This window comes from Lewinella sp. IMCC34183, from assembly GCF_003390915.1.
GTDB lineage: Bacteria > Bacteroidota > Bacteroidia > Chitinophagales > Saprospiraceae > Neolewinella.
This window is the reverse complement of record NZ_QMEM01000001.1, coordinates 968,862-994,405: the sequence shown is the minus strand read 5'-3', so window position 1 is coordinate 994,405 and position 25,544 is coordinate 968,862. Positions and strand designations below refer to the sequence as shown.

Here is a 25,544-nt window from a genome sequence, read left to right as displayed (position 1 = left end):
GTATCCCTTGCGTCCGTTGCCCGTTTACCTGCTACTCCTTCTGTCGTTTCCGCTCTGGCCGGGCGGGGCGGCGGCGGTGAGCGCCCAGGAAACGGCGGAGGACTACTGGCACGGGATCGAGCGCAGCCTGCGGTACCGGCCGGACGGACGCGCGATCGTGATCCGCAACGGGGATCGCCGCTTCAACCGCGCCCTCTACGGCGGCCCCAGCGGCTTCCGGGTCGAGGCCGGTGACCTGCCCGAGGTGGCCCTGTACCGCCCGCGGCTGGCCGGTACGCTGCGCTTCGGTCTGCTGGGCAGGGATAGCCGCTGGCTGATCGAGACCGACGACATTCGGACTACCTACGACCCGGGCATAATGCGCTACGCGATCGCCGATCCCCTGCTGGGCGGCGCGCGCCTGGAACTGGAAGTGCTGGCCCTCCGGGAAACGGACGGCCTGATCTACCGCTTCCGCAGCCAGGGCGGGCAGCCGGCGGCGGACCTGCTCCTGGCCTTCGGCGGGGCGTCCAATGAGCGCTTCAGCCGGGAGGGGGACATCGGTGCGGACCCCGAATCGGTCTTTTACCTGGACCCGGAACACTGCAGCAACAACGACTTCACGCTACGGGAATCCACCTTCACCCTGCACTATCCGGCCCGGGGCGACGGCGCGCAGGTGCCGCGTAACGCGCTGACGGGGGCGGTGCCTCCGGGCAGCATCCTCCGCCTGGTGGATGCCACGCAGCAGGAAAGCCCGGCCGCCCTGTGGTCATCATCGTCCGACAGCCTGCCGGTCCTGGCCGCCCGCGTCCGGCCGGGGGCGGAGTGGCAGTACGGCGTGATCCGTATGGGGACGGAGGACGCGGTGACACCGGCTTCCCTGCTGCCCGGCCTCTTTGCGCAGGCGGATACGGCACGTAAGCTGGTCGCGGATCGGGTAACCATTACTACCCCGGACTCCTTCCTCAATACGCTGGGCGGGGCCCTGGGCATCGCGGCCGACGGCATCTGGGAGGACCCCGCCTACCACCACGGTGCCATTGCCTGGCGGCAGCAGCTGGTCGGCTGGCGGGGTGCCTACGTGGCCGATCCCCTGGGCTGGCACGATCGCGGGCGTACCCACTTCGAGGCCTACGCCAAATCCCAGCTGACCGCCCCGCCGGACGGGCCCGTGGTGCCGGATACCTCCCGCAATCTCGCGCGGCAGGTCGAGGAGCTCGGCACGGCCGTGTTTACCGAGGGCTACATCTCCCGCTACCCGGGCGGGGAGCGGCTGCGGGCCCACCACTACGATATGAACCAGGTGTACATCGATGCGCTGCTGCGCCACCTGGACTGGACCGGTGACCTGGAGATGGCCCGGGAAATGTGGCCGGTCATCCGGCGGCACCTGAGCTGGGAGAAGCGCAACTTCGACGCCGACAACGATGCCCTCTACGATGCCTACTGCAGCATCTGGGCCAGCGACGCGGTGCAGTACAGCGGGGGCGGCGTCACCCACGCTTCCGCCTACCACTACTATGCGAACCGCCGCGCCGCCGAACTGGCCACCCTGCTGGGGGAAGACCCCGCCCCCTACCGCACCGAGGCCGACCGGATTCATGTTGCCCTCAACAAGCAACTCTGGATGGACGACGCCGGCATGTACGCCGAGTACCGTGACCTGCTGGGCCTGCGGATGCTGCACCGGTCGCCGGCCGTCTGGACCATGTACCACGCCCTGGACAGTGAGGTGCCGGACCCCTTCCAAGCCTACCGGATGACGCGGTACGTGGACCGGGAAATCCCCCGGATCCCGATCCGCGCACGCGGGTTGCCGGACACCTCGCTCTATACGATATCGACTTCCAACTGGCTGCCGTACACCTGGTCGGTGAATAACGTCGCGCTGGCCGAGGTAATGCACACCGCCCTGGCCTACTGGCGGGTCGGGCGGGCGGACGCGGCCCACCGGCTGTGGAAGAGCGCGCTGATGGAGAGCATGTACCTGGGTGCTTCCCCCGGGTCGTTTCAGCAGCTGTCCTTCTACGATGCCATTCGCGGGGAACTCTACCGCGACTTCGCCGACCCCATTGCAATGGTGACGCGAGCCACCATCGAGGGACTCTACGGCATACGCCCCGATCTCCTGCACGGCCGGCTGGTGATCGCGCCCGGATTCCCGGCGGCGTGGGACCACGCCGCCCTGACGACGCCGGACCTCACCTTCGCTTTTGAACGGACCGGCAGGACCGACCGCTACGAACTCTCCGCCGAACTGCCCGGACTGGACAGTTGTGAGTTGCATATTGCCCCCCGGGGCCCCGTAGCCGCGGTGATCATGAATGGCCTGCCCGTGGAATGGGAGCAGGAAACAGAGGCGGTGGGCCGCCCCCTGCTATCCGTACGTTTTGCCGCTGGCGGAGCGGCGCGTATTGAGGTCCGCTACCGGTCCGTGGGGTGGGGGGGACTTAACCTCGGGGATAAGCTACTTACGCGTACCGGGTACAGCTGGCCGCAACGTGACCTGAATATTCGTGACGTATACGACCCGGCGGGGGTCTGGCAACGGATCAGCGTTACGGGAGACACGCTGGCGGGCACCGTGGGTACTACCGTAGGAGAGCAAACCTTCTTCGTGGCCGTCGGGCAGGACGGGGCGCGCTGGTGGGAAGCCGTGACCGTGACGGTCGTACCCCCGGTCGACCTGCAAGCGACCGCTACCGGCTGGACGATCACCAACCACAGCCCGGAACCCCGCGACGTGAGCCTGTTTGCCGGACCGGGAAGCGAGCGGCCGCTGCGGGACCTTCGGTTGCCGCCGGGCGGGGAAGAGCACCTGGCCGCCGAAAGTACGGGACCCACGTACGGGACCACGATTCTGCAGGTACGTGGCGCGGAGGGGGGGGCGGTATCGGTGGCACGTACGGACTGGTCGGGCTCCCTGCCGCCCGGGTCCAGGATGGACCTGCTTGATCCCACCCGCTACGTCAATGCCCGGGTGACGGACATATTCCAGCCGGTGTACTACGCGCCGCGACCAAGCTCACCGACGGTGCAGCTGCCGGTCACCGGTATTGGCAACTGGTGTTACCCCAACGTGGTGGTGAACATTGACGATTCCGGATTACTGGCGGCGGCGGGGGACGATAACGTCTTTAAGCTGCCCTCCGGCCTGCCCTTCCGCCTGGCCGACGACCCGGACACGCGCAACATCGCCTTCACTTCGCAGTGGGACTATTACCCCGATTCTCTTACGGTGCCGCTGGAAGGTCGGGCGGAGCATGCTTACTTCCTGCTGGCCGGCTCTACTAATCCGATGCAGAGCCAGCTCGATAACGGGGAGGTGACGATCCGCTACACCGACGGCACGGTAAGCCGGCTGCCGCTGCGTAACCCCGATACCTGGGTGCCGATCGAGCAGGACTACTACCTCGACGGCTACGCCTTCCGCGCCGCACGGCCGCGGCCGCCGCGCGTCCACCTGAAAACGGGGGAGGTGCCCACCGACTTCGATGCATACGTGTCAATCAAGGGCTTTTCCGAAACCGGCATCGACGGGGGGGCGGCCACCGTACTCGACCTACCCCTGAACCCCGGAAAAACCTTGCAATCACTTACCCTGCGCACCCTCGCCAATGACGTGGTGATCGGGCTGCTGGCGGCCACGCTCCTGCGCCCCGACTAGTCTCCCTCACCGTTCGCCAAAGACACCAAAAATTGTACCATGAAATACCTCCTCGTTCTTCTGCCCCTTTTGTTCTGTACCTGTCACCGCCCGGCCGAACTACCTCCGCCCGATACTACCCTGGAGCAGATGCGCCGCGCCAACGCCTACTTCATGGAGAAGTGGCCGGATACGGGCAAGCGAATCGTGACTAACCGTTCGCGGGCCAGTAATATCTGGACCCGGGCCGTCTACTACGAAGGACTGATGGCACTCTACGCGATCGACCCGCAGCCCGAATACTACAGCTACGCGACCGACTGGGCCGATTTCCACAAGTGGGACCTGCGCGACGGAGAAACCTACACCCGTAACGCCGACAACCAGGCTGCCGGGCAGACCTACCTCGAGCTCTACGAGATCGACCCCCAGCCGGTCCGCGCCCGGGCCATCCGTGCCTCCGTCGACAGCATGATGCGCACCGACCGGGTGGATGACTGGACGTGGATCGACGCCATCCAGATGGGCATGCCGGTCTTCGCCCAGCTCGGCGTCCTGTACGATGAGCCGGCCTACTTCGAGCGCATGTACGAAATGTACCACCACACCAAAATGGTAGAGGGCGGCAACGGCCTCTACAATCCGGAAGACAAGCTCTGGTGGCGCGACGCGGACTTCGACCCACCCTACACCGAGCCGAACGGCGAGGACAGCTACTGGTCGCGCGGCAACGGCTGGGTAGTGATGGCCCTGGCACGCGTACTCGAAATCCTCCCCGAAGACAATCCCCACCGGGCGGAGTACATTCAGGACTTCCGGGACATGATGGGCGCGCTTAAGGAGGTGCAGCGGGAAGACGGCTTCTGGAACGTCAGCCTGCACGATCCTACCCACTTCGGCGGCCCGGAAGCCTCGGGTACCGCCATGTTCGTCTACGGCATGGCCTGGGGCATCAACCATAAGCTACTGGACCGCGACAGCTACCTCCCCGCCCTCCGCCGCGGCTGGAACGCCCTGGTAAACGAGAGCCTGCACGACAACGGATTCCTCGGCTACGTACAGAGTACCGGTAAGGAACCCAAGGACGGGCAGCCGCTCAGCTACGAGAAGATCCCCGACTTCGAGGACTACGGCCTCGGCGCCTTCCTGCTGGCGGGATCGGAGATCTACCGCCTGCAGGCCCGCTAACCACGCATCAATCGGTGGCAAGCCCACCTCACACGAAAACCGAAAAATTATGTACCGAACACTTCTTACCTGCCCCGCCCTGCTCACCGGGCTATTATTACTCGTTTTTTCTTGTTCTTCGGTCCGGACGGCCGGCGCCGACCAGTTGGGGGCCTCGGTGACGGTCGCCGAGAACGGATTTCCACGCATCGCCCTGGCAAATCCGGGAGGTGACTCCGTCGTTATCGCTCCCGTCTCCGCCTCGGTGGGCAGCATCGGATTCGAGCGGGGGGGCACTACCACTTGGGTCACGGGCGCGCCGCTCACCGAAGTGAACGGCGACGAAAGCATCACCTACCGGTGGCGGACCGATGCTGGCACCGTCACCCTCGACCTGTCTTCCACCGAAGGGGAGGATATGATGCTCCACCTGTCTACCGACAGCGACCTTGAGGGACACAACCAGTGGCACGTCAACCTGGCCGCGGCACCCGACGAGTACTACACCGGCATCTTTGAGCGGGTCGTGGATGGCGGACAGGATCAGAGCTGGGCCGACGGCATCACCACCGGCCTGAATTTGCGGGGCGAACGCGTGGAAATGCACCTCAAACCCACCGTTTCGGCCTACGCGCCCTTCTACCTCTCCTCCGCCCGCTACGGCTTCTTCGCCCACGGTACCTGGCCCGGGGTGTTCGACTTCGCCAGCGACGCCCCCGACGCGGTACAGGTTTCCTTCGAGGGCCCCGAGCTGGAGGTGCAGCTGTACCTCGGCAAGGGCGTAATGGACATCGTGCGGGCGCATGCCCTGGAAACCGGTCCCTCGCTGGTACCCCCGGCCTGGGCCCTCGGTCCCTGGCGCTGGCGCGACGAGCACTTCAACGAGGACACGTACTACGACGGAACGCCGCGGGAAGCGCCCTACAATACGGACATTGTGGAGGACGTCCTGCTGATGGAAGCCTACGACATCCCGGTCACTGCGTTCTGGATCGACCGGCCGTGGGGACCCGGCGTTCGCGGCTTCGACGATTACGAATTCGACGAGGAGCGGCTGCCGGAACCGGAGAAGATGATCGACTGGCTCAACCGCCACGGGATCGAGCTGATGCTCTGGATCGGCCCCTTCGTGATGGGCGACATGGCGGATTACGCCGAGGATAACGACTACGACCTGCAGAGCCACCGCTGGAAGGACAGCCGGCAGGTACTCATGGACTTCACCAATCCCGAGGCCGTCGCCTGGTGGGGAGAGCACGGACCCGGCAAGCTGGCGCGCATGGGCGTCAAGGGCTTTAAGCTCGACCGGGCCGACGGAGAGAAACTGCAGGATTCCCTGCACTTGAGCACTCATGCCGGTACCACCTACCGCGAGAACTTCAACGACTACCCCCGGCAGTACGTGGAGGCCACCCACGCCGCCGTGGCGCCGGTCCTCGGTGATGACTTCGTGCTCTTCCCCCGCGCCCAGTACACCGGCAGTGCCAAGTACGGCAGCATGTGGGCGGGCGATACCAACGGCAAGCCCGAAGGACTCCGGTCGGCGGTTATCGCCATGCAGCGCTGTGCGGTGATGGGCTATCCCGTCTGGGGGTCCGACATCGGCGGCTACTGGGGCGACTACTCCCAGGAAACGACGAAGCGGTGGCTCGGACTGGGCTGCTTCTCGCCCATCATGGAAACGGGTCCGACCAACAACGAGGGCTTCTGGAACAACCCCGACGCCCCCGTCTACGACGAAGACCTGATCGCCACCTGGCGACTGTACTCCAAATTGCGGATGCAGCTCGTTCCCTACGTACGCAAGTACGCCCAGCACGCCCGCGATACCGGTACGCCCATTTCCCGCCCGCTCTTCCTCCAGTACCCCGAACAGGAGGAAGCCTGGAACGACTGGTCGAGCTACCTCTTCGGTCCCGACTTGCTGGTGTCGGTCGTGTGGGAAAGTGGCGAGACCAGCCAGCGCGTCTACCTGCCCGCGGGCGAGCGGTGGATCGACGCCTGGGATACCGACCGCGTCTACGACGGCGGGCAGTACGTGACTGTCGATGCACCGGCCCACCAGACACCCGTTTTCATTCGTGAAGGTTCCGGGATGGAGCTCGGTGACCTTGATGCCCTGTACCGGGAGTCGCTCGAGATAGCCGCCCAAAAGCCCGACCTCTCCGCCCTCGAGGCCGCCGAAAGCTGGTAACCATGCTGCGCTCTACCCTTTTCCTCTGTTTGTGGTGCGTTACCCTGCACCTGCGCGCCGCCGCCCCGCCGAATATTCTCTTCATCCTGGCCGACGATCTCGGCTACGGGGACCTTGGCAGCTACGGGCAGCGGACTATCCGCACGCCCCACCTCGACCGGTTGGCCGCAGAAGGAACGCGCTACACCCGCTGCTACGCGGGGTCGACCGTCTGCGCCCCCTCGCGCTCCGTGCTCATGACCGGTCAGCACACCGGCCGCACGACCGTGCGGGGCAACAACGGGGTAGGGGGCGTCGTCGGGCTGGGCGGGGCCGCAGGTCGCGTGCCGCTGCGGGAAACCGACATCACCGTGGCCGAGCGCCTGCAGTCCGCAGGTTACCGCACCGGCATGGTCGGCAAGTGGGGGCTCGGCGAACCCGGGACCAGTGGTACGCCCGACCGGCAGGGCTTCGACTACTTCTTTGGCTTCCTGAACCAGCGGCGGGCCCATACCTACTTCCCGGACTACGTCTGGCGGGATACCCTCCGCATCGACCTGCCGGGCAACGCCGACGGGGGGCGGGAGCGCTATATCCAGGACGACTTTCTGAACGAATCCCTGGCGTTCCTGTCGCGGGACCGGGAGCAGCCCTTTTTTCTCTACCTGCCCTTTACGCTGCCCCACGACGACTACGAAATCGATACGGTAGGTCGCTTTGCCGATTCCACCCACTGGACGGCGGACGAGCGGACGTACGCGGCCATGGTGGAGCGGCTCGACCGGGACGTGGGACTGATCCTCGACCGACTCGCGGCGGAGGGACTGGCCGAAAATACCGTGGTCTTTTTCACCTCCGACAACGGAGCTGCGCGCCGGTGGGAGAGGCGGTTCGACAGTTCGGGCGCCCTGCGGGGGCATAAGCGGGATATGTACGAGGGCGGGATCCGCGCGCCCATGATCGTACGCTACCCCGGGCACGTCGCTGCGGGGGAGGTAAGTGACCTGCCGTGGTCCTTCGCCGACGTGCTGCCCACGTTGTGCGCCGCGGCCGGTATCCCACCGGTGGCAGATACCGACGGGATCAACCTGTGGCCCGTGCTGCTGGGTGAACCTGTGACGGACCACGTGGCGGGCGACCGAATGCTCTACTGGGAGTTCCACGAGGGCGGCTACCAGCAGGCTATCCTACATGGCGACTTCAAGGCCGTACGCACCGCAGTGGACGCGGTCTGGGAACTGTACGACCTGGCGAACGACCCCGGCGAAACGACCGATCTGGCGGCGGAACGCCCCGCCCTTACCGACCAACTGGCCCGGCAAGCGCAGACAGCCCACCAGCCGTCGCCGTACTTCCCGGTCGTGGGGAAGGGGCGCCGGAAGCTGCTCCTCATCGGAGACTCGACGGTCAAGTACGGAAGCTCCGACTCTACCCTCTGCGGTTGGGGGGAGGTGCTGGACGAATACGTGGACGACGGCCGTCTGGCGGTGGTCAACGCTGCGCGGGGCGGGCGGAGCAGCAAGACCTACTACCAGGAGGGCCTGTGGGAAGCGGCACGGGCCGGCCTGCGGGAGGGTGACCTGGTACTCATGCAGTTCGGACACAACGACGGCGGGCCCGCCTTTACCGGAAAAGAACGCGGCTCGCTACGGGGCGTGGGCGATACGGTAGCCGTGGAAATCCTCGGCTCTACCGGCCGGCCCGACACGGTGCGCACCTACGGGTGGTACCTCCGGCAATACATCCACGACGCCCAGGCCGTCGGGGCCATTCCCGTGGTCTGCTCCCCGGTACCCCGCAACCGCTGGGTAGACGGGCGTACCGAGCGCGCCGCCGGTAACTATGGGGGCTGGGCGGAAACGGTGGCCCGCGAGGAGGGTGCCCTTTTTCTGGACCTAAACGAGCGTGTTGCGAAGGTCTACGACATCCTGGGCGAGGAAACCCTGTGGGCTTCCTACTTCGGAGAGGACCATACCCACACTACCTGCTACGGCGCGCGCCTGAACGCCCGCACCGTGGTCGAGGGCTTGCGCGACCTCGACCTGGGGTTGGGCACGGCCCTGCGATTGCCGGAGTAGCCGGTTGGGATGGTAGGTAGGCGTTGACAAAGTGCGGCCCGGCGGCGTTAGGCTACCCACCGACAAATCTGTTATGAAGCTCTACATCGATCTTTCCCTATCCGCGGCCGATGCCGCTTACCTGCGGCAGCGCGTCACAGCCGACGAGCTGATCTTCGGCCAGGAGTTACCGGAAGACGAACGCGAGGCGGCGGCCCGCCGGGCGGAAGTGATCATGGGCGGTCCGCCGGTAGCCTGGCTAAGAAACAATACCGTTCTGCGGTGGCTGCACCTGAGTTCCGCGGGCTTCAATGCCTACGTCGGACTGGCCGACGCGGAGCCGGCTTTCACGGTCACCAACAGCGCCGGATTGTTCGGTACGCCGGTAGCCGAGACGGCCGTGGCGGGGGTACTGGCGCTGCTGCGGGGAATTCCGAAATTCGTGGAGCTGAAGGACCGCCGGAAATGGAGGGGCGCGGAGGTCCGTCCGGAACTGGGTAAGCTTTCCGGACGCTACGCGATCCTGCTGGGACACGGCTCCATCGGCGGTACGCTGGCCACCATGCTGGCCGGATTCGGCTGTCGGGTGGAAACGATGGGCCGGACCGGCGATGCCACCTTCCACACGAACGAAGAACTGGATGTCCGCTTACCGAAGGCCGATCTGGTGGTGGCTACGCTTCCGGAAACCGACGAAACCATCAACCTCTTCGACGCCCGCCGGCTGGAGCTGCTGTCGCCCGACTGCATTTTTGTCAACGTCGGGCGGGGAAGCCTGGTCGACGAGGCCGCCCTGCTGCAATTGCTCCACGCCGGCCGGATCGGCGGTGCGGTACTCGACGTCACCCGCGCGGAGCCACTGGCAGACGATGATCCCTTGTGGTCCGCGCCCCGGACCCTGCTCACGCAGCACAGCGCGGGCGGCGCGGCCGACGAGAAACGTGTCCTGGTAGACGGCTTCCTGGACAACCTAGCGCGCTACCGCGACGGTAAGCCGTTGGCGCACGTCGTCGACCTGGACCGCGGGTACTGACCACCGACACAAACGCCCCACCGGAGCAATCCGGCGGGGCGTACTGGCTCCTGTTGAGAGATGCTCTAGTTGCGGTGGAGGATATAGATCACCCGTTGTTCTTCGTCGATGCGGTGTCCGTTACGGCTTTCGGTCGTGAAAACGTTTTGGTATTCCATGACGAGTTCGGACTCGCTGAGGGTCACGATTCGCAGTTGGATTTCTTCCGGGTGGTCGGTGCCCATGGACAGCTGCCGGCCCTGCAACTTCCACACGCCGGCGCCCACGAGCTTTTTCTCCTCGCGGATCCGGGTGGATGTTTCGCCCTGGAAGGTCCCCGTCACTTCTTCCGTGAACGTACCGGTACTGAATACCCGGCCCTGGGGGGTAAAGGTGAGGGCGTAATCGGTCGGGGATACGGTGCGGGTGGAAAAGGTGGCGGGCACTTCCTCCCCCTTGTAATGGGTGACGTTGTGGCCGGTGCCGGTGGCCGACTCCAGTTCCCAGGTACCTTCAAGGCTGACGAGCGCGTCGGGGTTGAGGGGCTCGGGTGAGCAGGAAGAAAGTACGCACAGGGCAAACCCCAGAAGGGTAGGGTAAAAGAATTTCATGTTGTTCAAGTGTTAGTGTTTCAAAAAAAACTGGCGGCCGGCCCCATCAAGGAGCAACAAACAAGGCCGCAAAGGCAAACGTAAACTTCCGGAAACAGGCCTCAGGCCGGACAACCGGGGGCACCGCACGTGCGGGCAGGGAAAGCAGAAAGAGGGATTGGGCTAGGGATGATCCACGCTAAAAAGAGTGGTCACCGCCGGACGCAATAGCGTATTTAAAGGTGATTGTTCAATAGTGTCAACGGGTCAAATATACGATAGGTTCGTTTATTGTGCAAAACAGAAAATTTTATGCCCCGCCAGTACTTTCTCTGCGACCTGCGCGACGACGCTGCCGCCCAATCGGCCTACCGCCGGTACCACGCCGCCGGTGCCGTCTGGCCCGAAGTGCTACGCAGTATTCGCGGGGCGGGGATCACCGGCCTGGAAATTCACCTGGCCGGTAACCGGCTGCTTATGGTCATGGAGACCGATGCGTCCTACGATGCCGCTGCCCGGGCCGAACGGGACGCTGCCGACCCGGTGGTGCAACGCTGGGAGAACCTGATGGACACCTTTCAGCAGCGATTGCCGTTCGCGACCGATGGCGAGAAGTGGGTGCCGATGGAGCGCATTTTCGACCTGCACGAGCAGCCTTAGTAAACCGCGACCCGCGAAAGAAGGGGCGGGGCCAGCGACTCGGTCACTTCGACGGTAATGCGGTCGGTAGAGACGCGGTCTACCAGCAGGATACGCTTGTAGCCGATGGTCTCCCCGCTGCCGATCTCGCGCATTTCCCCGTCGACCAGCGCGCTGATGCGAAAGCCGGCCACGCGCTGCCCGAGCCGGATGGGCTCCTGGAGCAGGACATATCCCAGTTCACGGGCCTCAGGCAGTTGAATGGTGAAGGAGCCGGTGGTAGCTCCGTCGTCGGTGGCCCAGTACGTCTCAGGGTCGTCGTCGAGTACCTGCGCGGGGCCGTAGTCTTCGTGCATACCCCGGTAGGCCTCCCCATCGGCGGAGGCATCGGTGGCCAGGTTGTCGGCGAAGGTCGAGTCGATCATCTGCCGCCAGCCACGCAGCGATGCGACGTCCGTCTCGTGGATGCGGCCGCGGCGGTCGGGTGGGATATTGAGCAGGAGTTGCGAGCCGCGCCCGACAGAGGTGAGGTAGATCTCGAAGAGTTGCTGCGGCGTCTTTACCAGACTGTCTTCTTCGGCGTGGTAGAACCAACCGGGGCGGATGGACACGTCCACCTCGGCCGGCATCCAGGTGTCGGCGCCGGGGGTGCCGTGGTTGAGTAGGTCGGTGATTCCGGCCTTTCCCGCATAGAGGGTGTCCGGGTTGATGGTGTTCCAGTTAGGGTCGCCCACGACGCCACGTTCGTTGCCTACCCAGCGGATGTCGGGACCGGCGTCGCTGAAGATGATGGTCGAGCTGTCCGGCTGCAGTTCGCGCACCATGTCCAGGGTGGTGGGCCAGTCGTAGTAGTGCTGTCCGTCGATGCTGCGCCGCTCGTCGGCCCCGCCGTAGTAGCCGTCGCCGCCGTTGGCCCCGTCGAACCACATCTCGAAGATGGGTCCGTAGTTTTCAAAGAGTTCCGTAAGCTGGTTGCGGTAGTAGGTGATGTAGGTGGAGTCGCCGTAGTCGGACCGGTTGCGGTCCCAGGGGGAGAGATACACTCCGAATTTCATGCCGTGGCTGCGGGCCGATTCCTCGACCATTCCGACGATATCTCCCTCGCCGTTTTTCCACGGGCTGGCTTCCACCGAATGGTCGGTGTACTCGCTCGGCCACAGCGTAAAACCGTCGTGGTGCTTGGAGGTAAGCACCACGCCCTTGAAGCCGGCGTCGCTGAGTACCTCCATCCACTGGTCCACGTCCAGGTCGGTGGGATTGAAGATCTCCGGGCTCTCGTCGCCGTAGCCCCATTCCTTGTTCGTGAAGGTATTTGTCGTGAAGTGAATGAAGGCGTTGGTCTCCATCTGCTGCCACTCCAGCTGCGCCTCCGTGGGCAGGGCGCCGTAGGGGGCGGGTGCTTCGGGGGGCGGCGGGGCGCAGGTGCCGAGGCTGATCAGGCAAGCCAGGCCGGCGGGTAACAGCGGAAAGCGTTTCATGGGGCGGGGAGTGGTTCTGCCGCCAAGCTAGCAAAATCGGGTCAATCGCCCTCGTCCAGGCCATAAAAGCGCGCGGCATTTCCTCCGAAGATCAGCACGCGATCGGCTTCGGATAACGACGCGAGTGCCCTGCGGTATACCTCCAGCTGTGCTTCGTAGGTGGCGGCCACCCGGCACACCGGCCAGTCGGAGCCGTAGAGTAGCCGGCGGGGTCCGAAGGCATCCAGGACGGTGGTGACGTAGGGCAGCAGTTGCTCGTAGTCCCAGCAGTACCCGGGTGCCTCTGTGACGAGGCCGGAGAGCTTGCAGCTTACGTTTCCGCATTCGGCCAGGGCGCGGATGCCGTCTTCCCAGGCCGGGTCTAGCTGGCCGTCGGCTACCGGCTTGGCGAGGTGGTCGAGCACGAAGGGCTGCTCCGGGAAGGCGCGGGCCAGCAGTAGGGCCTCAGGCAGTTGTCCACGGTGAATGAGGATATCGTAGGTGAGGCCGTGGTCCCGCAGCAGGGAAACGCCCGCCTGGAAATCACGGTCCAGCATGAAGCCGGCGCTTTCCGCCTGCACGACGTGGCGGACGCCCACGAAGGCGGGATTCGCGGCGTAGCGGTTAAGCTGGGCGGCGGCTTCCTTGCTCCGCAGATCGACCCAGCCTACTACGCCGCGCACGAAATCGTGGCCGCGGGCCAGGCCCAGCAGGAAGTCGTTCTGGGCCAGCGACTGGTCGGCCTGTACGGCCACGCAGCCATCGATGCCGCGGGCTTCCAGCTCGGGCCGGAGGTCTTGCGGCAGGAAGTCGCGTTGGATGGCGGCCATGGATTCATCGATCCAGGCGTCGCGTACGGGGTCGAAGTGCCAGAAGTGTTGGTGGGCGTCGATGATCATGGGGCCAAGGTAGCGGGTAGGGGCTGCACATCGGATGTCATCGACATCCGATGTGCAGCGAGCTAGGAAAATATTGGGCTATCGTAATTGTTGATGTCGAGTGCGATTGTATAATGATTTTCAGTGTAAAATAAAGCCGTTATAGCCAAGCTGCTTGAGACTTGGACATCGGATGTGCACTCATGAAACTGGCGAAAAGGCACTTCCTGCGCGGCGACCATTCGACCCGCTCACCCGCACATCGGATGTGGAGCACATCCGATGTGCGGGGCCGCAGTTCCTATCTTGAGCCCTACCTAAACGTATTTCTTGTATGCGCTGCCTGCTCTACCTGCTTGCCCTTACCTGTACCGCTTCCTTGCTGGCGCAGGCCCCGGCCGACTCCTCCGAAGTCACTGAGTTCTTTGCTCCCGTCAAGTTTCGCAACATCGGCCCCTTCCGCGGCGGCCGTTCGGTAACGGCCACCGGCGTGGCGGGTAACCCGCTGGTCTACTACATGGGTACGACCGGCGGCGGATTGTGGAAGACCACTGACGCCGGCCAGCGTTGGACAAACGTGACCGACGGGTATGTAGGTACGGGCTCCGTCGGGGCCGTAGCGGTCTCCCGTAGTAATCCCCAGGTCGTTTATCTCGGTATGGGCGAGCACGCCCCCCGCGGGGTCATGACGTCCCACGGCGACGGGGTCTACCGGTCTAACGACGCCGGCAAGACCTGGAAGCACCTCGGCCTGACCGAGACGCAGCACATCTCCCGCATCATCATTCACCCCGAGGATCCGGACATAGTGTACGTAGCCGCCCAGGGGCAGCTTTACGGCCCTAACGAAGAGCGCGGGGTTTACCGGTCCACCGACGGGGGGCATAACTGGGAAAAACTGCTCTACGTCAATGACCTCACCGGTGCCGCCGAGTTGAGCATGGATCTTTCCAATCCCGACGTGCTCTACGCCGCCATGTGGGAACACCAGCGGCTGCCCTGGCAGGTAGTTAGCGGCGGCGCGGGCAGCGGCCTCTACAAATCCACAAACGGCGGCGATAGCTGGACCGAGCTCAAAGATGGACTGCCCGAGGAAAAGGGTAAGATGGCCATCACCGTAGCCCAGTCGGAACCCGATCGTGTCTACGCCCTCATTGAGAGCGACTCCGAGTTGGAGAAGGGCGGGCTCTTCCTCAGCACTGACGGTGGCAAAAGCTGGTCGCGGGTCAGCAAGGATCACCGCCTCGTGCAGCGGGCCTGGTACTATCTGGAGGTGTTCGTGGACCCGACCGACTCCGACGTGGTTTACGTGCTGACCGCCGATGCCCTGCGCTCGACCGACGGGGGAGACAGCTGGGAAGAGTTGTCCGGCACCCACGGCGACTACCACGACCTCTGGATCAACCCCGACAATCCACGCAACCTCTGTATCGCCAACGATGGCGGCGCGGCCATTAGCTTTAACTATGGGGAGGATTGGTCCACCCAGGATAACATGCCGACCGGGCAATTCTATCGCATCAACACCGACAACCAATTTCCCTACCACATCTACGGCGGGCAGCAGGATAACACCTCCGTCAAGATCAGCAGCCGGGTCATGAACGGTTCCGGTATTACGGGGTCCGACTGGGAACCTTCCGCCGGCGGGGAGAGTGCCTTCCTGGCCTTCGACCCCGACGATCCGCGTTACGTGCTCGGCGGCAGCTATCTAGGGACGATCGAGGTGCTCGACACCAGAGCCGGTGCGAGCACCAATGTGATGGCCGCCCCGATCCAGTACCTCGGACTGGCCGCCAGAGACATGAAGTACCGCTTCAACTGGAACGCGCCGATCATCTGGTCGCGACACGAGGAGCCGAACACGTTCTACCACGCCTCCCAACACCTGCTGCGCACGCGTGACCTCGGACAGACCTGGGAAAAAGCCAGCCCCGACCTCACGCGCAATCAGGATGACAAGCAGGGTAAGGGCGGGGGCCCGTACACCAACGAAGCGGTAGGCGCCGAGAACTATGGAACGATAAGCTACGTGACCGATTCCCCCCAGGAGGCTGGCATCCTGTGGGTGGGTACCGACGATGGAAAAGTGCAGCTGACGCGTGATTACGGCGACACCTGGACCGACGTCACACCCGCCGGACAAGGGGAGACCCTGGTCAATGCAATCGACGTATCCCCCCACGACGCCGGTACGGCCTTCATCGCGACCACCCGCTACAAGTGGAACGACCATACCCCACGGCTCATGAAGACCACCGACTACGGACAAAGCTGGACCGAAATCACCGGCGATCTGCCCCCCACTGCCTACACCCGGGTGGTGCGGCAGGATACCGAACGCGAAAACCTGCTGTTCGCCGGTACCGAGCTGGGACTGTTCGTCTCTTTCGATGGTGGGAATCACTGGCGGCGTTTCAACCAGAATCTGCCGATCACGCCGATCACCGACCTAAAGGTGGCCCACGATGACCTTATTGTCGCTACCTCCGGCCGCGCGTTCTGGGTGCTCGACGACCTTGAAATGGTGCGGCAATTCGATGGTGTCCCCGAGACGGTGCAACTGTACGTTCCGGCCGAGTCGATCATCGGGGGCGGGCGCAGCCCGCTGGACGGCAACGGTTCGGTATTCGAGGGCGTGGAGCCGCTCAACGGAACCAATCCCGCCGGCGGCGTCGTGGTCTACTACTACTTGCCGGAAGCGACCGACTCCACGGAAGTGACCCTCACGGTCACCAACGATGAGGGGAAGGAGGTTCGCTCGATCACGAACCAGCGGAATGAAGACCAGAAGACGTACGCCGGGGGCCCGCCCGCACAGACGCTACTGCCGGCCAAAGCAGGTATGAACCGCTTCGTATGGGACATGCGGTATCCGGAACTGACGGGGGCACCGTCGGCCTACATCGAGGGCAGCTTTCGGGGACACAAAGTGGCTCCGGGGACCTACCAGCTTACGTTGAGCGACGGGAACACCACGCGGAGCGAATCGGTAACCATCGCAGAGAACCCGCTATACGATCTCACCGCCGAAGACTACGCCGAATACGACGCCTTTATGCGGGCGGGAGAGGCCTCCGTCAACGAGATGCACCAACTGGTGAATGACCTCATGTCCGTACAGGAACAACTACAAAAACTAGTCGGCAAGCTCGATCGCGAGGCGCACCCCGAGGCCTACCGGATGGCGGATAGCCTCCTAAGTGATTTGAAACAGTGGGATGGAAAAATGATCCAGCGCAAGTCACAGGCTTACGACGACGTCGAGAATTTCGAGAACAAGTTTACCGCGAATTACCTCTTCGTACTCAATCACGCCGAGAGTGGTCTGCCACGCGTCAACGAACCGACGCGCGAGCAACTGGAGGAAATGAAGGTCCGCTGGCAGACACTCAAGCGGCAGGGGGAACTGCTGCGCGACGAGCGGGTAGGGGCATTGAACGAGAAACTTTGGGAGGCGGGTGTCGGCGCCCTCTGGAAGTTCGAATAGTGGAGCCGATACCGGTTTCCGAGGTGCGACCAAACCAACTAAGTGGGCAGGGCGTGTAAACCGGCATCGGCGATCAGAGACACTATGAACAGCAATCGGCCCGACGAAAAGAAGCTACATGGGTGCCGGGTAAGTAAAATGGGGCAAGAACAATTTGCCGGGGGGAGAGACACTTACAGAATCAAAGGTTCGCATACACACTTCTCGAAATTGCTTTTACCTACGCGTGTCGCGACGCGATCGGTTTCACGCATATCGAATAATTTATAATGCGGGGAAATTGTCCGGGTTGGCGTACAGCGTCGTATCGCTTCGCTTGAAGTGGAACAGGGACAATCAGAGGAGGAGATAGCGGAGTCGGTGCCCTATTCAGGACAAAAATCCTATACGGAAGGGCACCGACACTAGAGAGACACTATGAACAAACACAAAACATACGTTGCCGATGAACGAGATGTTAGGCACTCGTCAGCCATCGGATATTTTCTTGGGATAGGTGGTATGCGGATCGTGACCAAGGTAGTCGTGATCTGCTAATACCTCGGCACCTGCGGGCCCGGCAAAGCGAATTACGCATGGCTCGCACGAAACGAAATCAGCTGGTTGAGAAGCGGTTGATCCCCACCGTAGGGAGCAGCCACATTCGACCGTCCGACGGATCAGCGGGGTAATTGAGGTGATAGTGGAGCCGGTGCTCTTCCCCAGGATAATAGGCCTATAGGGAGAGCACCGACACTAGAGAGACACTATGAACAAACACGTGGCTATCGTTGCAAAAGCGTTGATAACCGGACTCCACATTTGCAGAAATCTGACCTTAAAACGGGACCTCCGAACCGATTATTTTCCAATTGCTAAGGGAATTTCCAGATTTGGGAAAAACAGAAACAAAGTAAAAAAAGTAGCCCCCGTAACAGTATGATAATCATACTCCTACGAGGGCTAAAGAATCTTCTGTAAAGTTGGTACAATAAACGTTCCTGCACCCGATCGCGGTGGGTCTACCGCTTAGCCTTGAAGTTGCCGGCCATCTGGGCCATCATGGGGTTGTTGGACAGCTTGTGCATCATCTTGCGCATCTGGTCGAACTGCTTGATGAAGCGGTTGACGTCGTCCATGCCCTGTCCGCAACCGAGGGCGATCCGCTTCTTGCGGCTGAGGTTGAGCAGCTCTGGGCTGGCGCGTTCCTCGGGGGTCATGCTGTAGATGATGGCTTCCACGCGGGAGAAGGCGCTGTCGTCGATGTCGATGTTCTTCATCGCTTTCGACATACCGGGAATCATGTTGAGCAGGCTCTTCATGTCGCCCATCCGCTTGAGTTGCGCCAGCTGACTCAGGAAGTCGTTGAAGTCGAAGCGATTCTTCTTCATCTTCTTCTCGAGGCGCTTGGCCTCCTCCTCGTCGAACTGATCCTGGGCCCGCTCAACGAAGGAGATGATGTCGCCCATGCCCAGGATGCGCTGGGCCATGCGGTCGGGGTGGAACACATCCAGGGCGTCCATCTTCTCGCCGGTGCTCACGAACTTGATGGGCTTGCCTACGGTGTACTTCACCGAAAGGGCCGCGCCGCCGCGGGTGTCGCCGTCGAGCTTCGTCAGGACCACACCGTCGTAATCGATACGCTCGTTGAATACCTTGGCGGTATTGACGGCGTCCTGTCCCGTCATGGAATCGACGACGAACAGGGTCTCGTTGGGGTTGATAGCCTGGCGAACGTCGCTGATCTCCTGCATCATCTTTTCGTCGACCGAGAGGCGGCCGGCGGTGTCGACGATGACCACGTCAAACTTGTTCTGCTTACCGTAGTCAATCGCCTTCAGGGCGATTTCGACGGGGTTCTTGTTTTCCGGTTCCTTGTAGATCTCGGCACCAACCTGACCGGCCAGTACGGTGAGCTGGTCGATGGCCGCCGGGCGGTACACGTCACAGGCCGTGAGGAGTACCTTGGCCTTGCGCTTCTCCTGCAGAAACTTGGCGAGCTTGCCACTGAAGGTGGTCTTACCCGAGCCCTGCAGGCCGGCGATCAGGATCACGGCCGGATTGCCTTTGGCATTGATCCCGACGGACTGTCCGCCCATCAGTTCGGTCAGCTCGTCCTGGACAATCTTGACCATAAGTTGTCCGGGCTTGACGGCCTTGAGCACGTTCTCGGTCCCGAGGGCCTTCTCCTTTACCTTATCGGTAAATTCCTTGGCTATCTTATAATTAACGTCGGCGGCCACGAGCGCGCGGCGGATTTCCTTGAGGCTGGTGGCGACGTTGATTTCGGTAATCTTGTTGTCGCCGGTCAGGGATTTGAATGCGCCTTCCAGGCGGTCGCTGAGGTTGTCGAACATGGCTTATCGGTTTACCGCGCAAAGGTACGAAATCCCCGCGGCGCTGTACGATTACTGCTTTTCGCGGAGCAGCCCCTCGTCTTCCCACCACCGCTGGCGGCAGGTAGAGAAGTCGCTGACATCCACCCGCTGGCCGATCAGGGGGGTGATGACGCACTGGCTGCTGTCTGCGGCCAGGATCCGCTGGACCGGATCGTACCAGGGGTGGTCCGAGAGGCTGAAACCACCCCAGTGGATGGGTAGGAGCCGCCGCCCCCCGAGTTCGCGGTTCGCACGCAACGCCTCCTCCGGCTGCATATGTACGTTCTTCCACCGGTCGTGGTACTGCCCTGAGTCGAGCAGCGTAAGGTCGAAGGGCCCAAAGCGTTCGCCGATCTGGGCGAAGTGGCGGCCGTAGCCGCTATCGCCTCCGAAGAAGATGCGGTGGTGGGCCGTCTGAAGCACGAATCCGCACCAGAGGGTCTTGTTGCGGGTAGAGGGACTGCGGCCGCTGAAGTGGCGAGCGGGCGTGGCGGTGACCGTGAGGCCGCCGTGCTCGACGGTTTTCCACCAGTCGATCTCCGTGATCTTGTCCGGGTCGACACCCCACGCCCGCAAGTGCGCCCCGATACCCAGGGGGACCAGGTAAGCGTGCGTCCTGTCCTTAAGTGCCATCAGGGTGTCGTAGTCCAGGTGGTCGTAGTGGTCGTGGGAGAACAGTATCAGGTCGATGTCGCCCAGCTGTTCCAGGGGGTGATATTCCTTGTACGGGAAGCGGTGCCCGAGGAAGGGTACGGGGGCCACCCATTCGCCGAGCATGGGATCGATGAGGATGGTCTTTCCCCCCGTTTCCAGGCGGACGGCCGAATGCCCGTACCAGGTAATGTAATCGTGTTGGGGGTCGGGCCGGTCCAGCCCGTTGGCCACCGCCACCGGCAGCGGGGCGCTTGGCTGGGTATTCTTGGCCTTCAGATAGCCCATCAGATCTCCGAGCAGGCTGCGAAGATCCTCCTGCAGTCTGGTCTTGTCGAGGTTGCGGAACCGGCCCATTTTCCAGGCTACCGTGCCTTCGTAGTCGTCCTCCTTCATTTCCGTCAGGCCGGCTCCGAATTGCGGGTCGTTGCGCAGCTTGCGGGCAACGTAACCGACGGGAAGAAGGGCGAGACCGACGAGCCAGTGGGGTTTCATAGCGGTTAGCTTGCTTGCTAGTTACAGCAGGTCGTTTTCGGGAATGGTCACGTCAGTCGCGTCGTCAGACCCCTCCAGGGCGAGGGCGAACAGTACGGTGAGTACGCAACCGATCAGGTTGAGCCACAGGAAGGCGAGATTAATGTACTCCATCCAGCTGGCGACGAAGGTCGCGGTCACGAAGGCCTGCCCGATCAGGGCCGCCTTGAAGACCGCGCGACCGCCAACCCGCTTGAAAAAGAAGGCTACGACGAATATACCCAGTATTACCCCGTAAAAGAGCGAACCGATGATGTTTACGGCCTGGATAAGGTTGTCAAAGAGATTGGCTACCGCGGCAAAGCAGAGCGCGATCACGCCCCAGCCTACGGTGAGCCACTTACTGGCCGCCAGGTAGTGGCGGTCGTCCCGGTCGGTAACCAGCGAGCGCCGGTAGATGTCGACGACACTGGTGGTTGCCAGTGCGTTGAGTTCCGAACTGGTACTCGACATGGCCGCCGAGAAGATCACCGCAAGCAGCAAGCCCACCAGCCCCACCGGCAGGTAGTTGATGATAAAGGTGATAAAGACGTAGTCGCGGTCTTCCGTGATCAACTCGGGATCGTAAGTAGCGATGAGATCGTCCACCGACTGCGCTACCTCGTCGCGCTTGGCAAGCGTGGCCTCGATCTGACTGCGGGCCGCGGAGATCCGGGCTTCATTGTCGCTACGGAGGGCCTCAACCATTTCCAGGGTGGCCGTGGTATTGCGGCCGTTGATCTCCTTGTTGCGCGCTTCCAGCTCGGCCAGCTCGGTGCCGTACGGCGAGGCCCGCAGCTTGTCGAGGTTCGCGGAATTGAAGTGTACGGGCGGGGCGGTGAACAGGAAAAAGACGAATACCAGCACGCCCACCAGCAGCACCAGGAACTGCATGGGAACCTTGAATATGCCGTTGAACAACAAGCCCAGCCGGCTCTCGGTGAGGCTCTTGCCCGATAGATAGCGCTGTACCTGCGACTGGTCCGTCCCGAAGTACGAGAGGAACAGGAAGGTGCCCCCCAGCAGGGCCGACCAGATGTTGTAGCGATCGTTGAGGTCGAATTCCAGGTCGACCACCTGCAGTTTGCCCAGGTGCCCCGCCACGTCCATGGCATCGCCGAACGACAGGTTCTGCGGCAGTTTCAGCACCACGACAACCCCCGCGGCAAACATGCCCAGCAGGATGACAATCATCTGCTGTTTCTGGGTCACCGAAACAGCCTTCGTTCCCCCCAGTACGGTATAGAAGATGACCACCACCCCGATGATGGCGATGGTGAGGCTAAGCGACCAGCCCAGGATCGTCGACAGTACGATGGCCGGTGCGTAGATGGTGATGCCCGCCGCCAGGCCCCGTTGTACCAGGAAGAGCAGGGCGGTCAGGGTCCGCACCCGCAAATCAAACCGCCCCTCCAGGTATTCGTAGGCGGTGTACACCTTCAGCCGGTAATAAATGGGCAGGACGAAGATGCACAGGATCACCATGGCGATCGGCAGGCCGAAGTAGAACTGGGCGAAGCCGAGGCCGTCGTTGTAGGCCTGTCCGGGCGTACTGAGGAAGGTGACGGCACTGGCCTGGGTGGCCATGACCGAAAGCCCGATCGTCCACCACTTGAGGTCGCGGTCGCCCAGCAGGTAGCTCTTGACGTTGTCAACCTTCCGTGTCATGTACACGCCGTAGAGTACGATGCCGGCAAGGGTGCCGGTCATGACCAGCCAGTCGAGGGTACTCATAAGTCAGCGTTGTGCGCAGGTGAGGCGGCGAAAACTAGTACGTGTAGGCACGTGAAATAAGGTAAAAGCAAATGATCAGCACGGAATGTAGAACCAGTACGACGAGATACATATTTTTCCAATTGCCAAGAATCGGCGGATCGTCGATCTCCAGGGGCTCTTCCACGATGTGGTTCTCGGGCTTCATTCCCGCAAGGTAGGTAATTGGGACGTCGCGCGCGGCGGGGTCAGGTGAGCAGGTAATCGATCTCGCCCGGCTCCAGGTCCAGCCCCTCGCCGCCGCCGATGATTTCCGTCGCCAGGCGCTTTTTACGCTGCTGCAGCAGGTGGATCTTCTCCTCCAGCGTGCCCTTGGTCAGGAATTTGCGGGCGAACACCTTGCCCCGCCGGCCGATCCGGTGGGCGCGGGCGATCGCCTGGTCCTCCACCGTCGGATTCCACCAGGGGTCGAGCAGAAACACGTAATCCGCCGCGGTCAGGTTCAGGCCCGTCCCCCCGGCGCGGATGCTGATGAAGAAGGTACCCACCGTGGGGTCCTCCTGGAACCGCTCCACCTCCCGCGCCCGCACATCGGCCGGCACGTCGCCGGTGATCCAGGCGTAGGGGTGTCCCCCGGCCGCCAGCCGGTCGCGGTACAGCGCCAGGTGCTTCACCATGGAGCTGAATACCAGTACCTTATGCCCCGCCCGACGCAGGGTGTCCAGTTCTTCGTACACGACGGCAAACTTGCCGCTGTCGTGGACGTAGTCGGCGTCGGCGATCACGGGGTGGTTGGCCAACTGGCGGAGCCGCGTCAGCGCCTGGATCACCCGCAGCTTGTAGTCGCCCCCCGCGCCCTCGGTGGGCAGTCCGAGCAGGGCGTTGCGGGCCGCCGCCCGCTCGCGGTCGTAGCGCCGCGCCTGCTGCGGGGTCATCTCGCAGTAAAACACCTGGGTGTCCAGGTCCGGCAGGTCGGGGGCCACCTCGGCTTTCGTGCGGCGCAGCAGGTAGGGCGCCACCAGCTCCCGGAGCTGCTGCTTGCGTACCGGGTCGTCGTGCTGCTCGATGGGCTGGATGAAGTGCTTGCGAAAGAAAGGGAAGCTGCGCAGCAGCCCGGGATTGAGGAACTGCATCTGCGCCCACAGGTCGGACAGTGAGTTCTCGATCGGCGTCCCGGACAGGCTGATCCGGTGGCGGGCCGAAAGACTGTTCAGCGCGCGGAATACCTTGCTTTGGCGGTTCTTTATTTGCTGGCTTTCGTCGAGGACGATGTATTCCAGGTCGGTGGCTTCCAGGATGTCGCGATCGCGCAGCGCCGTCTGGTAGGTGGTCAGGATCACGTCGTACCGCCGCAGCACGCGGGCTTCCCGGTTGCGCCGGCTGCCCACGTTGGCCACCACCGTCAGGCGGGGGGCAAACTTGCCCAGCTCGGTCAGCCAGTTGTACACCAGCGACGCGGGCAGGACCACGAGCGCCCGCAGCGGGCGAATGAAACTTTCGTCCTCCGCGGCTGCGCTGAACAGGTCAGGCGGGGGTCCCGCCGCGGGAGCCGCGGCGTCCAGTTGCTCCTTGGCGTACAGCAGGGCCGCGATGGTCTGCAGGGTCTTGCCAAGGCCCATGTCATCTGCCAGGCACGCCCCGAGCCGGTCGTGGTAGTGCTGCACCAGCCACCGGGCCCCCTCCAGCTGGTAGGGCCGCAGGGTAGCGCGCAGTCCGGGGCCGGGCGTGTAGGGGATGGTAGAGGCGGGTACTTCCGCGGCCGCCTCCGCGGCGGCGATCTTGACGCCCATGGCCGGCAACAGCGGGGCGTGGCTCCGGGTAAGGCATACGGCGTTCCCCTCCACCTGCGCGAAGGAAAGCCCCGGTCCGTAGCGCGCGAACCACGCTTCGGGGATGAGAAACCAGCGGCCGTCGGGCAGGAGAAATTTTCGTTCGCCCTTGCGCAGGTACGTTACCAGTCGCGCGAAGGGTAGCGGCTGATCGCCGACGACCACGGTGCCCCGCAGGTCCAGCCAATCGCCCCGCTCCTCGGCGGCGATCTCGATCCGACCACTCTCGGCCGTGAAGGAACGGCTCTCCGCCTCCGGGGTCTCCACCCGGCAACCGATTTGCTCCACGGCCTCGCGGTGCTCCAGGATCCAGGCCAGGTTTACGTATTCCGCCGGGTCTTCGTCGATACTCAGTGCCCGCCGCTCACCGGTTTCCCGCAACCCCAGCGCGTACAGGGGAGCCAGCAGTTCCGACTCCGCTCCCCGGTCCCGTACGGTGCGGGTGACGGCGTAGGGCTCCCGGTCACGGAAATCCACCGCTACTTCCTCCGGATCGCCGAGCTCGAAGGCGCGCGCGCCGTAATGCACGGTGGCCCGCAGAAGGTAGGTCCCGGCAAAGGGGTGGGGCTCGGCCCGCAGGGACAGTCCCGTAGGCCGCAACTGCTCGGCGTAGGTAAAGCCGTGGGCCTCGATGGGCAGCCGGCGGGCGGCGCGGGCCACGAATTCCCGCACGTACTTACCGACGTCCTCCGGGGGGATGCGTACCACGTCGCGGCTCAGGAAGGGCCGGAGCGCGTCGCCGCGGAGCCCGGTGAGGCGGCCGAGGCGGCTGCCGATCTGTACCCAGCCCGGTGCCGGGCGGTTGGTGAGGATGCGGGGGTCGAGGTGACGTACTTCCCGCTCCTCGCCTCCGGGGCCGGTCAGCCGCAGCCGGTACTCCATGCCTTCCCCGGACAGTGTGAAGATCAGCCGGGCCCGCCAGTCCTCGTCCGCGAACGCCAGCAGGTGGCCGTAGGGGGAGGCGCGGGGGTCGAGGTTGGCGGTAACGAAGAATCCGTGCGTCCGGCAGAGCGTAAGCAGCTCGTCCGTACGGGCGTGTACGTAGCGCAGGACGTCCGCTCGGTCGCGGCTGTCGGAGGCGATCAGTCCCGCCAGGGTCGGCCGGGAACGGGTGCGTTTACGGAAGTGCTCGGCGACGGAGCGATCGCGCAGGTCGGCGGCGAGCTGCAGGCTGCGGGCCAGCGCGGGTGCGGGGTCGATACCGTAGACGGCCAGCACTTCGGGCGTTGCCGTCTGGTGGACTTCCCGGGGCCGCCCGCCCGCATCTAGGCCCACGACGTAGGCCTTGGGCAGCCACACGCCCGTGCGGTATTCGTAAAGGTTGAAGAGGAGGGCGGCGGGCAAGGGGGGATTCGTTGGGTCAGCGGGCAAAAGCCGCCAAAGGTAACGC

The 25,544-nt window shown here is 63.4% G+C and carries 14 protein-coding genes; 7 read left to right on the top strand and 7 right to left on the bottom strand.

What is annotated here, in order from left to right:
* Positions 1-7: 7 nt before the first annotated feature.
* The 5 genes from DQG19_RS04130 to DQG19_RS04110 all read left to right on the top strand — a co-directional run bounded on the left by DQG19_RS04130 (position 8) and on the right by DQG19_RS04110 (position 10,058).
* The gene (locus DQG19_RS04130; protein WP_157974301.1) at positions 8-3,649 is read left to right on the top strand and encodes a DUF4450 domain-containing protein; all 3,642 of its coding nucleotides are present in this window, start codon (positions 8-10) and stop codon (positions 3,647-3,649) included.
* Between the two features lie 39 nt (positions 3,650-3,688).
* Positions 3,689-4,816, top strand: coding sequence for a glycoside hydrolase family 88 protein (locus DQG19_RS04125; RefSeq protein ID WP_116124926.1), 1,128 nt, complete (start codon positions 3,689-3,691; stop codon positions 4,814-4,816).
* A 49-nt stretch (positions 4,817-4,865) separates the two neighbouring features.
* Complete coding sequence (locus tag DQG19_RS04120; RefSeq protein ID WP_157974300.1) at positions 4,866-6,989, top strand: TIM-barrel domain-containing protein; 2,124 nt, start codon at positions 4,866-4,868, stop codon at positions 6,987-6,989.
* A 2-nt stretch (positions 6,990-6,991) separates the two neighbouring features.
* Positions 6,992-9,046, top strand: a complete 2,055-nt coding sequence (locus tag DQG19_RS04115) for a sulfatase-like hydrolase/transferase (protein WP_116124924.1) — start codon at positions 6,992-6,994, stop codon at positions 9,044-9,046.
* 73 nt (positions 9,047-9,119) lie between these two features.
* Complete coding sequence (locus DQG19_RS04110; protein ID WP_116124923.1) at positions 9,120-10,058, top strand: D-2-hydroxyacid dehydrogenase; 939 nt, start codon at positions 9,120-9,122, stop codon at positions 10,056-10,058.
* 65 nt (positions 10,059-10,123) lie between these two features.
* On the opposite strand, the gene DQG19_RS04105 is transcribed toward DQG19_RS04110, so the two are convergent.
* The gene (locus tag DQG19_RS04105) at positions 10,124-10,648 is read right to left on the bottom strand and encodes a lipocalin family protein (RefSeq protein WP_116124922.1); all 525 of its coding nucleotides are present in this window, start codon (positions 10,646-10,648) and stop codon (positions 10,124-10,126) included.
* 291 nt (positions 10,649-10,939) lie between these two features.
* Between DQG19_RS04105 and DQG19_RS04100 the strand changes: the two genes are divergently transcribed.
* Positions 10,940-11,287: an L-rhamnose mutarotase gene (locus DQG19_RS04100; protein WP_116124921.1), complete on the top strand. Its 348-nt coding sequence runs from the start codon at positions 10,940-10,942 to the stop codon at positions 11,285-11,287.
* Here the strand turns inward: DQG19_RS04100 and DQG19_RS04095 are convergent.
* Together DQG19_RS04095 and DQG19_RS04090 are read right to left on the bottom strand one after the other, a co-directional pair.
* Positions 11,284-12,744 carry an alpha-L-fucosidase gene (locus DQG19_RS04095; protein ID WP_116124920.1) on the bottom strand — a complete coding sequence of 487 codons (1,461 nt, stop codon included), beginning with the start codon at positions 12,742-12,744 and terminating at the stop codon, positions 11,284-11,286. The two genes, DQG19_RS04100 and DQG19_RS04095, sit on opposite strands and share 4 nt — an antisense overlap.
* Positions 12,745-12,785: 41 nt before the next feature.
* Positions 12,786-13,622 (bottom strand): amidohydrolase family protein, encoded by an 837-nt coding sequence (locus DQG19_RS04090; protein ID WP_116124919.1) that lies wholly within the window; start codon positions 13,620-13,622, stop codon positions 12,786-12,788.
* Between the two features lie 313 nt (positions 13,623-13,935).
* Between DQG19_RS04090 and DQG19_RS04085 the strand changes: the two genes are divergently transcribed.
* The gene (locus tag DQG19_RS04085) at positions 13,936-17,091 is read left to right on the top strand and encodes a VPS10 domain-containing protein (protein WP_116124918.1); all 3,156 of its coding nucleotides are present in this window, start codon (positions 13,936-13,938) and stop codon (positions 17,089-17,091) included.
* A gap of 1,001 nt (positions 17,092-18,092) precedes the next feature.
* Here DQG19_RS04085 and ffh read toward each other — a convergent pair.
* From ffh to DQG19_RS21525, 4 genes are all read right to left on the bottom strand, one after another.
* Complete coding sequence (gene ffh, locus DQG19_RS04080; RefSeq protein ID WP_116124917.1) at positions 18,093-19,427, bottom strand: signal recognition particle protein; 1,335 nt, start codon at positions 19,425-19,427, stop codon at positions 18,093-18,095.
* A gap of 51 nt (positions 19,428-19,478) precedes the next feature.
* A complete protein-coding gene (locus DQG19_RS04075) occupies positions 19,479-20,594 on the bottom strand; it encodes an MBL fold metallo-hydrolase (RefSeq protein WP_116124916.1) in 1,116 nt (371 codons plus the stop codon).
* A 21-nt stretch (positions 20,595-20,615) separates the two neighbouring features.
* Entirely contained in the window at positions 20,616-22,346 is a 1,731-nt protein-coding gene (locus DQG19_RS04070) for a sodium:solute symporter (RefSeq protein ID WP_116124915.1), read from the bottom strand.
* 227 nt (positions 22,347-22,573) lie between these two features.
* A complete protein-coding gene (locus DQG19_RS21525) occupies positions 22,574-25,498 on the bottom strand; it encodes a DEAD/DEAH box helicase (protein ID WP_157974299.1) in 2,925 nt (974 codons plus the stop codon).
* Positions 25,499-25,544: the final 46 nt, after the last annotated feature.